Source organism: Paenibacillus sp. NAIST15-1, assembly GCF_001894745.1.
GTDB lineage: Bacteria > Bacillota > Bacilli > Paenibacillales > Paenibacillaceae > Paenibacillus_B > Paenibacillus_B suaedae.
Genome location: NZ_BBYF01000005.1, coordinates 287,761 through 299,515 on the forward strand (window position 1 = coordinate 287,761; position 11,755 = coordinate 299,515).

An 11,755-nucleotide genomic window follows, 5' to 3' on the forward strand; every position below is an offset into this window, starting at 1 on the left:
AAAGTGAATTTTTTACAAAGGGGAAATTTCATCATGTCACGCTGTGAAGACCACTATCAAAAAGGCTTGGACATCTTGGCACGTATCGACAAAGATCATGTTGAGGCCATTGTAAACAGCTTCAAGGATTCGCCTGCTCCGGACTTAGGACGACTTGCTGTAGAATTTAATTATGGACAGATCTTTTCGCGACCAGGGCTCGATTTGAAATCGCGACTGCTTGCTGCGGTGGCAGGTTTGACTGCATTAGGCAACACTACGCAGCTCAAATTTTATATCAATGGAGCGCTCAACGTTGGATGGACAGAGGAAGAGATCGTTGAAGTAATTATGCAGATGATCATTTATGCCGGATTTCCACATGCCCTGAACACGATCTTCAAGGTAGCAGCGGAAGTCTTTGAAGAACGAAGAGCAGCTGCTAAGTAGGAATTCAATACGAAATCTATATTCCCTGGGTTCTTGGCTTGTGATGGCAAGGTACTCAGGGAGCATTAACATTCAAGGAATTATGTCAAAAAGCGGTTGACCTGATCTGCATATTTAGCTCGACTATCTTGGTATTCGGCATACATCCGGTTATTTACAACTGTGCTGTTGCCAAAGAAGAAGCGCTCATAGACAGACTGCCTCCCGCCGAATGAGCTGACGCTCAGCTCCCATGCCAATCGCGCCAATTGCACGCTCTTCTTGGCATCCAGATCGATACCCTTCATGTAACGATCTAGCTGATCGCGAATATCGGTGTTGAAGTCCCTCTCTTGTGGAATCATAATTAAATTGCTGGCGCCGATCAATTGGATGATTTCAATGATACGAGGATACATCTTCTGATAATATACATTGGCGGCAATAATCGGCTTGCGATTAGGAAGCATACTGCCCCACCTGTCCTTAGCTGCTCCCTTCTCGGCTGCAAGTTGGAAAGCCTTGAGCGTCTCCACGGCTACAATAACTTCTGTAACCTTTTCAATAATATGTTCATGGTTATTAATCCCTGTGGCTTCGACCAGCATTTCGATCGTACCGAGCATGAACTCCGTTTTTGCAATATTTTTGCAAATGATTTGAGTGCCGGCATAAACGTGGAAATGACTTTCCGTCATGAGCCGAGACGCCATCCTCTCGTCCCCGCATACAAATACCCGATCCCATGGGACAGTAACATCATCGAACACGACAAGCGTATCCATCTCTTCAAATCGGGAACTAAGCGGGTAATCATAGGAAGAATCGCCTGCTGAGAAGCTTTCTCTGCATATAAAACGGATGCCCTCTAGGTTACTTGGAACCGCAAATACGAATGAATAAGGATTGTCTTCCGTTTCAGTCCAAGAGAAAGGAGTTGGATATACGAGTATTTCATCTGAGGTTGCTCCCTGTGTATCCAATAGAAACGCCCCGCGAACAACGATCCCATCCTTATTTTTATCCACGATACGGGCAGCTTCCGGTTCTTTGAAGGTACGGAGAAAGGTAGATATTCTAGCTGCCTTAGGCTGAATGAATACATGAGAGAGAGTGATATCGTTCTCGCGGCAATACTCATAATACCGTTTCAAGTTGGATGCATACGCAGGATATTCTTCTTCAAGTACCCCCGCAGCAGATGCATAGGCCATAATGGCTGTGTTCATATAATCGGGAGCACGACCGAGGAATCCGTGATGGACACTCGCCCATGTCTCCATCATGGTTCTCCGCTGTACGAGATCCTTCATCGTCCTCGGCTGCATGTAGGAAAGACCTACTGGATCGCCTGTTGAGGGGGAAGAATATACGAGGCGTCCCTTCAATTCCTCGGCAACCTGCATGTCATACATGTTCGCTTGTGTAGCCACAAGTCCCTTGAAGGCTTCGTGTTCGGAAATTTCCCCACTTACCCTCCTCCCTGCGATTCTAACATCGGGGAGATTGTTGTTAATCCGTTCTATATATTCCTTGCCGCTCTTCACGGGCATTGAATCCGCCTCCATCGCCGCTGCGTTGTTATGGATACATTATTCCATACAGGGCGAATTGGAAATGGGCGAACACCCGAAGCACAAGCCATATTGGCAAGTATCAATAACAATACCAATTCAAATACTACTCATCGTCTGTCGTGGATCGGTATATATACATGTTCCGTTGTCACCGATCATGAACCGCGGCTTCTCTTCAGATGGAATCTGCATGACGAATTCAAATTCCTCCATGGATTCAGGACATTGGATATAAGCGGGATAACCGTGTCGTACCAGGTCATATATATGAACTTTTCAATGGAGGTTAATACTAATGTCCTGACATATTTACCCTTATATGTTAGTATAGTACAGAGAATAAGAATAACATATGATGAATCCCACATTACACATCTTACATACTTCTGCATTCGAACTAAGGAGTAAAGGGGCTGTGCATTCATGACACAAAAAGGGTATATTCCGGCTATGAAGTTCCATTGGTTAACCCCTATATATGATCCGGTGTTAAAATGGGGGATGAAAGAGAACAAGTTCAAGACCCATTTGGTTCAGCAAGGGAATGTGAAGCCAGCTCAACGTATTCTCGATTTGGCTTGTGGAACGGGCACATTGACGTTAATGTTGAAGCAAACGCAGGGGGAAGCTGAAATTATAGGGCTTGATGCTGATCCAGAAATATTGGCGATTGCGAAGAATAAGGCAGTACAGAATAAGGTGGATATTGAGTTTCAGCAAGGAATGTCCACGGATCTCCCTTTTCCAGATGCCCATTTGGATCACGTTTTTTCAAGTCTCTTTTTCCACCATCTGACCCTCGATATGAAGCGTCGAACGATAGAAGAGCTGCATCGCACCTTGCGTCCTGGCGGGACGATTAACATCATTGATTTTGATAAACCGCAAAACAGTTTGATGCGTCTTGCCTTTTACCCGATTCAATGGCTGGATGGCTTCACAACGACCCGGGATCATGTCCACGGTATTCTTCCTGAATTGTACCAGGAATGTGGATTTGAGAATGTGGAGCAAACCGGTCAGTTTGCGACCATATTCGGTACGCTGCGCTCCTATCGTGCACAGAAGCCGTCAGTTTAATGGCCTCAACTTATTTCCACAACATGTATGAAAATTGATCTAATCTCCTCTATTGAAAAAGAAGTATTCATTCTATCACATTCCCATGTTAAATCGACTCCTTCGAATCAGAGGCTATGTACAAGGATGACCAATTGTTTGATTCTATTTCTTCTTACTTTACTATAAGGAGGCTTTCTATGAAAAAGATGATCGATAAGAGAGTATTCATGCTAGCAATTGTGATAGTAACCGTTCTTGTATCTCCTCTTACTGCCTTTGCTGCTTTAACTTCCCCATCGTTAACGGTTAGTTCTTCGAATGCAGCTTGTGCCTTGAGCTGGAATGCGATTAGCGGAGCTACAGGGTATGATATCTATCGCAACGGCAATTGGTATAAATGGACAAATACGTTGTCCTACTCTGATACGGGATTGACCAATGGATCAACCTATACGTATGCGGTTGCTGCGCAAAATGACAAGACTAGTCCGGTAGAGACATCCCCGCATAGCGCCAGCAAAGCTTGCACGCCAACCGCCTCAGGCGGCAGCACATTGCCAGCTCCTACTTTATCGGTAAGTGCATCGAATGGAACCTGCAGCTTAAGCTGGAATGCTATCAATGGCGCTACAGGCTACGACGTCTATCGCAACGGCGATTGGTATAAATGGATCAGCGCTTTGTCCTTTTCCGATACAGGGTTGACGAACGGAACAACCTATACGTATACGGTTGCCGCGCAAAATGACACGACAACTCCCGTTACTTCTTCCCCGCAAAGCTCCAGTAAAACTTGCAAGCCTGTTTCTGGAGGTACTGGTGGCGGCTTTGTCGTTACCGAGGCTCAATTCAATCAAATGTTCCCTAACCGCAATCCATTCTATACTTATTCTGGTTTAGTATCCGCTCTGTCCTCCTACCCTGCCTTTGCCAATACAGGAAGCGACGCACTCAAAAAACAAGAGGCAGCAGCTTTTCTAGGAAATGTAGCCCAAGAAACGGGACATTTAAAATACATCGTTGAGTTGGATACGGCAAATTATCCGTTTTATTGCAATAACAATAATGTTCAGTATCCATGTGCTCCTGGAAAGCAGTACTATGGAAGAGGCCCGCTCCAAATAAGCTGGAACTACAACTATGGTGCTGCTGGCGCTGCATTGGGACTTCCGCTTCTGACCAATCCAGATTTGGTCGCGCAGGATTCCTCGGTAGCATGGAAAACAGCCTTGTGGTTCTGGAACACACAGAACGGAGCAGGGACTATGACTCCGCATAATGCAATTGTCAACGGAGCAGGCTACGGGGAGACCATTCGTTCCATTAACGGGACACAGGAATGTAACGGCTCAAATCCAGCGGCGGTTGAAAATCGGGTCAACTTCTTTACGATCTTCGCTAATTTGCTCGGTATCTCAACGGGAAACAATCTCAGGTGTTAGATTTGGAACTGATGTGCATAACAAACTTTTCTTCAAACAGGTACGGAACGGCCATATTAAATGAACTTAGTCAGTCTGTGTTCATGTACAAAAAAACGACTCCGTGGTAACAGAGTCGTTTTTTTTACATATTCAATTAAAATACTTTTGTCGTCCAAGATTCACAGTTCCATGTCTCTGTCACGATATCGCGATAGAATTCAGGTTCGTGGGAAATAAGCAGAACGCTGCCTTTGTACGCTTTAAGGGCACGCTTCAACTCTTCCTTCGCATCGACATCCAAGTGGTTCGTCGGCTCATCGAGTACGAGCAAGTTTGTCTCCACGTTAATGAGCTTGCACAAGCGAACTTTCGCCTTTTCCCCACCACTTAGCACCGCAATTTTACTTTCGATATGCTTCGTTGTCAGTCCGCATTTCGCCAGTGCTGCACGAACTTCGAATTGTGTAAAGGAAGGGAACTCTTTCCAGATCTCTTCGATACATGTATTGTAATTCGCGTCTTTGACTTCCTGTTCGAAGTACCCGATGTCCAGGTTGTCACCTTTCTCTACAGAGCCCGAGATTGCAGGAATTTCGCCCAAGATGCTGCGAAGCAATGTCGTCTTACCGATACCGTTCGCACCGACGAAGGCGATCTTTTGGCCGCGCTCCATACGGAGGTTCAATGGACGGGACAATGGCTCATTGTAACCAATAACCAAGTCTTTTGTCTCGAATACAAGCTTGCTGGAAGCGCGGGAATCCTTGAAGTTGAACTGCGGCTTCGGCTTCTCCTTCGCTAGTTCAATCACTTCCATCTTGTCGAGCTTCTTCTGACGGGACATCGCCATGTTGCGTGTCGCGACGCTTGCTTTATTGCGTGCAACGAAGTCTTTCAGGTCAGCAATTTCCTGCTGTTGGCGCTTATAGGCAGATTCCAGCTGCTGCTTCTTCATTTCATAGACTTCCTGGAACTTGTCATAGTCGCCCACGTAGCGGTTAAGCTCCTGGTTCTCCATATGGTAGATCAGGTTAATAACGCTATTCAAGAACGGAATATCGTGCGAGATGAGAATGAACGCATTCTCGTACGCTAGCAGATAACGCTTCAGCCATTCGATATGCTGTTCATCCAAATAGTTCGTAGGCTCGTCCAAGAGCAGGATGTCTGGCTTCTCAAGCAATAGCTTTGCGAGCAGCACCTTTGTACGCTGACCGCCACTCAAGTCATGTACGTCTTTGTCCAGGCCAATATCAACCAAGCCAAGTCCTCGAGCAGTCTCCTCGACCTTCGCATCGATCAAGTAGAAGTCTTGATTCGTAAGTGTGTCTTGAATCGTACCGACTTCCTCTAGAAGCTTCTCCAGTTCCTCCGGCGTTACGTCACCCATTTTGCCATACATGTCGTTCATTTCTTGTTCCATATCAAATAAATATTGGAACGCGCTTCTCAATACATCACGAATTGTCAAACCTTTGCTAAGTACGGCATGCTGATCGAGGTAGCCGACGCGCACGCGCTTGGACCATTCAACCTTGCCTTCATCCGGCTGTAGTTTGCCAGTAATAATATTCATAAAAGTGGACTTGCCTTCTCCATTGGCGCCAATCAGTCCAATGTGCTCGCCCTTGAGCAGGCGGAAGGATACGTCCTTGAAGATCGCACGGTCTCCAAAGCCGTGGCTGAGTCGTTCTACGTTTAATATGCTCATTCATGACACCTTTTCTTATAGTCTTTGTACTCGATATATTATAAACGTTATCGAGCTTAAAAGTAAGCGTAAAATAGGTTTCTTCAATTTTAAAGAATGTATTGTGCCTTTTTGCCGATATTTGCATGAAATTGATTGTTGCTAGCGTATATTGTATAAGCATGTTTGTTCATTTGACAACAGTTCGTCTTCTCCTATAAAATGAATGATAGTCAGTCATTTGTGATCGAGTTAGAGGAGGTCATACTCATCGAAGACAAAAAGGAACGTATTGTTCGTGCGGCTATCGAAGTATTGTGCAGCAAAGGCATCGAAAAGACGAAGGTATCTGATATCGTGAAGGGAGCCGGGATTGCACAGGGCACATTTTATCTTTACTTCCCTTCTAAGCTGGCTGTCATGCCTTCTATTGCAGAAGTCATGGTGCAGAAGATTATAGAAGCGCTCCAGAGCTCAGTAGATCAGGATGCCCCATTTCGGGATCAGATCAAGTCCTTTATTGCAACGGTATTCCAGCTTCATCATGATGGCCGAGAGCAACTAGCGCTGCTGTATGCAGGATTAGCCTCCAGTGAGCATCTTAAGGAATGGGAATCCATTTATAAGCCTTATTATGACTGGGTTACTGCACTGCTCGATAGGGCTCAAGCTAACGGATCAATCCGGAAATCGCTCAACACTGCTAGAACGGCGCGAATTGTGATTGGGGCCATTGAATCCGCAGCTGAGCAAGTGTATCTGTTCGATCAAGCGGATGAATCAGAAATACAAGCGCAAGCGGAGGAAGTATACGCCTTCGTCACTCACGCACTAGGGATTCAGGTCCTGTAGCACAAGGGCCTATCTTTTTGTCTACAAAATGACTGAATGTCATTCATATTAAGAGAGGTGTTATCATGAATCGTTCATGGATGTATGTGATGCTCACTTGCCTGTTCGAGCTGCTGTGGGTATACGGCTTTAATATGGCCTCATCGTGGTGGCATTGGGCCATTATTCTCGGAATTATTGCTGTTGATTTTCATTTCTTGGCTAAGGCTTGTGAGAAGCTACCTACCGGTACCGTATATGCGATCTTCGCAGGTGCAGGGACAGTCGGTACGGCACTGATGGATGTATTGTTCTTCGGCGGGAGTCTTAGCATAGGCAAAATTGGTTTTATGATCGTGCTTGTTGCAGGCGTTATCGGACTTAAATTGGCAGATCAAGCTGCCACGGATCATAAACAGAAAGGAGTTGCGTAACGATGGGATGGCTGTTTGTTTTCCTAGCGGCAATGTGTGAAATGGTCGGTGTAGTCGGGCTTAAGAAGTATTCCCAGCATAAAACGCTGCAAAATGGAGTGATCTTCTTAGGTGGATTCGGAGCTTCTTTTGCCCTACTCTATACTTCATTCCTATATCTTCAGGTTAGTGTCAGCTATGCAGTATGGGTCGGCATTGGTACTGCTGGAGCCGTGCTTCTCAATATGATTTTCTTCGGTGAAAGCAAAAGCCCAGCACGTATCGTGAGCCTCATCGCCATTATTATTGGGGTTACGGGTCTGAAAGCTTTGTCCTGATGAGCTATGCGTGCTTTCTATGCACGCTGTGCTTCGCAGGAATGCTGAACGCATAACTGAGGACACAGCTGAAAAGATAACAGCCGCCAAGTCGAACTTGGCGGCTTATTTTGGATGCTTAACTACGTTTACATTAAATGCAATTTGCGATCCGAGAGATGGAAGTGTACATCCGCGGCATGCTCCACGAACTTCTTGTCATGAGACACGAAGATGATCGTTCCCTCATATGCGGCAATGAACCGCTCCAATGCTTCTATAGCATGAATATCTAAAAAGTTGGTCGGCTCGTCCAACAATAGTATGTTATATTCCCCTAGGAATAGCTGGCACAGCTGGAGACGAATCGCTTCCCCACCGCTTAAGGATCGGACACTCTTCTGAATGTCAGTCCCGACGAACTGCATAGCATGCAGCACACCTCGCAAAAAACCTTCCTCATAGTCGGAACGATTTTTGACGAATTGCAGCACGGACTCATTGCTTGTATAGTGATAACTCATTTGACGGAACCAGCCTATTTTCGCTTTTGGGGAAATGGTTAAGCCTGCCCCCGCATTTGCTATTTGTGCTAACAGAGAGCTTTTTCCGCTTCCATTTGCACCCGTAATCGCTATTTTCTTCCCCAGAGGGAGCTGGAAATTTACATCTTTAAGTAATACAGTGTCACCCAATTGGAGCGTGAGTCTGTCCGCCATAATGGGAAACTTATTGTGCAATTCTACTGTTTTCGCTTGGCGAAACACGATCTGTCTCTCTTCCTGCACGGCCTCTACTTCTTGAAGCTTTTCCATACGATGTTCAATAGCGCGAGCGGCACGATGGACTGCTTTTTGACTGGTGCCTTTCGATTTGGTTTCGAACATGCGGTTTGCTAATGCCTTCGACTCTTTCTTAGACATACTGCCTGCTTGCGCAATCTTTTCGGCTTTCTTCATTTTCTCTTGTGCAGCTTTTTCTAGGCGGTTTTTCTCCTTGATAAACTGCTCGTGTGCTTGCATCTGCTGTTCGCGCTCCAGGCGCTTCGCCTCGACGTAATCGCTGTAGTTCCCTGAATACACACGCACCTTGCCTTCATGCACTTCCCAAATCGTCGTGACGAGCTCATCCAGTACGGCACGATCATGACTGATCAGGACAAGCGCTCCGTAGTAATAGCGAAGCTCATCGAGCAGGAACGCAATGCCCGCTTGATCTAAATGGGTTGTTGGCTCATCGATGAGCAGTGCTTCATAATAATGAGTCAGCATGTGCGCTAGTTTCAGCCTTGTCTGCTCCCCGCCGCTTAAACCCTCAGTACGATTCGGAACCGCCAATCTGCCTAGTAACGCTGGATCTGCTTCAGCATCTGCAGGCGCCTCCATTTGCTCAAACAAGCCATACTCGACATGCCGCTTCACGTTCCCGCTCGTGGGTTGAACAGTACCTGCAATCAACCTCAGAAGCGTGCTCTTCCCTGCCCCGTTCTTGCCAACGATGCCAATGCGGTCAAACTGATGTACAGCTAACCGGGCAATCTTGAGTATCTCTTTATCTAAATACGTCACTTCGACGTTTTCGAGTTCAAAACAAATATGTTCCATCTATTTGCTACCTCCGAAATATCATCATTTCGTATCGATAGCCATAGGAATGGTTACGATACGAGCTTCTATCTGGTTAAGAAGAAGCCCGTATTAATAGAACAATAAAAACTGCATGTATCTTCCCTCCTGCCTCGCGTAAAAGCATGGGAGCCTATTTGACTCCATTTCAATCATATAGCAGTTGGTTCGCTGCATCAATCATTCTTACCAGGTACCTTGCTCGTTCATGATTGCCTCGGCAAAGGCTACTTTTTGGACAAGGGCAGTATATTCCTCAGGTGTCGAACCGTCTTCTACACACCAACACATTCCCATTGCCGTTTCTACATATAAGCACTTCCTAATCATAGGATGCGGAATCGATAGCCTGCGTGCCAGCGTGATCATGATACCATCTATCTTCTCATAGCATGCTGAAGTTATTTCGTTGTCGAACTCATTTAAAATAAATCGAGGAATATCGAATATAGGATCACCGATCACACCCTTCGGGTCGATGATCACGTATTCCCCATCGCTGCTGAGCAGCATATTATCATGATGAAGATCGCCGTGCAGCAGCAGATTTTGCGAATAGGATGAAGCAATGGACAAGCAAATATCTCTTGCACGCTGCATATGTCTAGATAATTCAGGGCAATCGTTGCGCTGGTTCATGTAATCTGTTATCCGCTCAACCCAACCGATATAGGTTGGGAACTTTTCCGCCTCAACAGCCGCGATATGTAGATTCGAATATAAGGAACAGAATATGTCTAATCTCCGTTGTAAGGATTGCTCGTCGCGTAACGGAGTACCCGGCTGAAGAAGCTCAAGAAGAATAACGCCATTTTCAATATCCGCCTCGTACACCTTACAGAATCGCTGACCATTATATAGACGCATCGTTGAAACTTCCGTCCATATCGTTTCCGATGGTTCTCCTATTTTCAATACCGCATGCCCAACCTGATCCGAATAGCAAGTGAACACTATGTTTGCAGAAAAGGATGGGATTAGCTGCAATGAGGACAACGACCACTTCTCGGCATAATCATCGAGATGGCGCAGCATCTGTTCATAAAATGTATTTCCAAATCGCTTCACGATAGTTTCGATTTGCTCCTGCGTAAATATGCTAGATTGGTACTCCATACCCATTCCCTCCATTGTCTAAATACCTCTTTATCCATTTTCAAGTAGATAAAAAGCTGCCCCACGAATTCATTCAGGACAGCTTTGATTGCTTTGTTGTTACGCTTTTTAATTGTTGCTAACGGTTGCGGCTGGTTCTATCTTCGTCCGATACAACTTCTTCGCAAGCAGTGTTTGCAGAATAACGAACACGCCGCCTACACACCAATACATCGGTATGACTGCGGGAGTGGTCAGGGAAAACACGGTCATCATAATGGGAGACAAGTATCCCATAAATGCAAACTGCTTGCTCTGCATCGGATCCATGCCGATTTGTGTAGCCTTATATTGAAAGAAGTAGATGATCCCAACGAGCAGTGGGAGCACAACGTCTGGTCGTCCGAGCTGGAACCATAGGAACGAGTGTGCAGCTACTTCCGGTGTGAACTTAATGGCATAATACAATCCGGACAAGATAGGCAGCTGAATAAGCAGCGGCAAGCAGCCCATTGCCAGCGGATTCACCTGATGCTTCTGATACAATTGCATCATCTCTTGCTGCATCTTTGCTTTTGATTCCGCATCCTTCTTATCCTTATATGCATCTTGAAGAAGCTTCAACTCAGGCTGCAATACGTCCATCTTCTGTTTCATCTTCTGCTGATTGCGATACTGTCTCATCATGAGCGGCATCAGCGCTAATCGTACGAGCAGCGTGAGCAAAATCAATGCCAGGCCATAGCTTCCACCGAAAAATGCCGCAAAATGTTGAATCAGATACACAAACGGATACACAATGTAATGATTAAAAAAGCCTGGCGTATTAGCATCAACGGTCGCATTAGGCCCGCTTACCCCGCATCCGCTTAATAGCACTAGGAGCACCAGTGCCCCGATTAGAATGAACTTTCGCTTGTAGGTGAATACATTGAACTGCTCCATAATCGTCCTCCTTGATTGGGTAACGTTCTGATTCCAATCAAGGAACGGCAGTCTCCTGAATCTCCATCCGGCGCTTCTTTTCGCTTCACGCTTCTGGTTAGCCAGTGATGTATCTCTGTCCGACCGACGATCCGTTCCTGATGAGGAACAATCGCGACTCGGCCTCTGTATGCAGGGACTAAGAAGCGATCGACTGCGACATACAGATGTGCAACGTAAGCATACGTCAGTGAGCATATTAGACCGATCGAGATAAAATACGGAATCAAATCAGAAGACATCAGATCCTGGAGTTCCAACAGCAATGCATTCACCTCCCTTTTTTGCAGTTAACAATAGTATCACATATCTCAAATGGTGAGACAAGT

12 protein-coding genes are annotated in these 11,755 nt (G+C 45.8%); 6 read left to right on the forward strand and 6 right to left on the reverse strand.

Annotated elements, in window-relative coordinates; all coding sequences use genetic code 11:
* Positions 1 to 33: 33 nt before the first annotated feature.
* Positions 34 to 429 carry a carboxymuconolactone decarboxylase family protein gene (locus tag PBN151_RS14330; RefSeq protein ID WP_072729506.1) on the forward strand — a complete coding sequence of 132 codons (396 nt, stop codon included), beginning with the start codon at positions 34 to 36 and terminating at the stop codon, positions 427 to 429.
* A gap of 80 nt (positions 430 to 509) precedes the next feature.
* Here the strand turns inward: PBN151_RS14330 and PBN151_RS14335 are convergent, their stop codons facing one another.
* Entirely contained in the window at positions 510 to 1,976 is a 1,467-nt protein-coding gene (locus PBN151_RS14335; RefSeq protein ID WP_227774676.1) for a 4-hydroxyphenylacetate 3-hydroxylase family protein, read from the reverse strand.
* Positions 1,977 to 2,408: 432 nt separating this feature from the next.
* On the opposite strand from PBN151_RS14335, the gene PBN151_RS14340 reads away from it, so the two are divergent.
* Together PBN151_RS14340 and PBN151_RS14345 are read left to right on the forward strand one after the other, a co-directional pair.
* Complete coding sequence (locus PBN151_RS14340) at positions 2,409 to 3,065, forward strand: class I SAM-dependent methyltransferase (protein WP_072729508.1); 657 nt, start codon at positions 2,409 to 2,411, stop codon at positions 3,063 to 3,065.
* 179 nt (positions 3,066 to 3,244) lie between these two features.
* Entirely contained in the window at positions 3,245 to 4,489 is a 1,245-nt protein-coding gene (locus PBN151_RS14345; RefSeq protein WP_072729509.1) for a glycoside hydrolase family 19 protein, read from the forward strand.
* Between the two features lie 136 nt (positions 4,490 to 4,625).
* On the opposite strand, the gene PBN151_RS14350 is transcribed toward PBN151_RS14345, so the two are convergent.
* The gene (locus PBN151_RS14350) at positions 4,626 to 6,182 is read right to left on the reverse strand and encodes an ABC-F family ATP-binding cassette domain-containing protein (protein WP_072729510.1); all 1,557 of its coding nucleotides are present in this window, start codon (positions 6,180 to 6,182) and stop codon (positions 4,626 to 4,628) included.
* A gap of 249 nt (positions 6,183 to 6,431) precedes the next feature.
* Here PBN151_RS14350 and PBN151_RS14355 point away from each other — a divergent pair, with 249 nt between their 5' ends.
* The 3 genes from PBN151_RS14355 to PBN151_RS14365 all read left to right on the forward strand — a co-directional run bounded on the left by PBN151_RS14355 (position 6,432) and on the right by PBN151_RS14365 (position 7,743).
* Entirely contained in the window at positions 6,432 to 7,013 is a 582-nt protein-coding gene (locus PBN151_RS14355; RefSeq protein WP_072729637.1) for a TetR/AcrR family transcriptional regulator, read from the forward strand.
* Positions 7,014 to 7,078: 65 nt separating this feature from the next.
* Positions 7,079 to 7,426: a DMT family transporter gene (locus PBN151_RS14360; RefSeq protein WP_370510422.1), complete on the forward strand. Its 348-nt coding sequence runs from the start codon at positions 7,079 to 7,081 to the stop codon at positions 7,424 to 7,426.
* Between the two features lie 2 nt (positions 7,427 to 7,428).
* Positions 7,429 to 7,743 (forward strand): DMT family transporter, encoded by a 315-nt coding sequence (locus tag PBN151_RS14365; RefSeq protein WP_021255599.1) that lies wholly within the window; start codon positions 7,429 to 7,431, stop codon positions 7,741 to 7,743.
* 128 nt (positions 7,744 to 7,871) lie between these two features.
* On the opposite strand, the gene PBN151_RS14370 is transcribed toward PBN151_RS14365, so the two are convergent.
* The 4 genes from PBN151_RS14370 to PBN151_RS14385 form a co-directional block, all read right to left on the reverse strand.
* Entirely contained in the window at positions 7,872 to 9,326 is a 1,455-nt protein-coding gene (locus PBN151_RS14370) for an Msr family ABC-F type ribosomal protection protein (RefSeq protein ID WP_072729512.1), read from the reverse strand.
* A gap of 207 nt (positions 9,327 to 9,533) precedes the next feature.
* Complete coding sequence (locus PBN151_RS14375; RefSeq protein ID WP_072729513.1) at positions 9,534 to 10,463, reverse strand: aminoglycoside phosphotransferase family protein; 930 nt, start codon at positions 10,461 to 10,463, stop codon at positions 9,534 to 9,536.
* Between the two features lie 108 nt (positions 10,464 to 10,571).
* The gene (gene yidC, locus PBN151_RS14380; RefSeq protein WP_072729514.1) at positions 10,572 to 11,387 is read right to left on the reverse strand and encodes a membrane protein insertase YidC; all 816 of its coding nucleotides are present in this window, start codon (positions 11,385 to 11,387) and stop codon (positions 10,572 to 10,574) included.
* Positions 11,342 to 11,692, reverse strand: a complete 351-nt coding sequence (locus tag PBN151_RS14385; RefSeq protein ID WP_072729515.1) for a hypothetical protein — start codon at positions 11,690 to 11,692, stop codon at positions 11,342 to 11,344. The genes yidC and PBN151_RS14385 overlap by 46 nt, the downstream gene beginning before the upstream one ends.
* Positions 11,693 to 11,755: the final 63 nt, after the last annotated feature.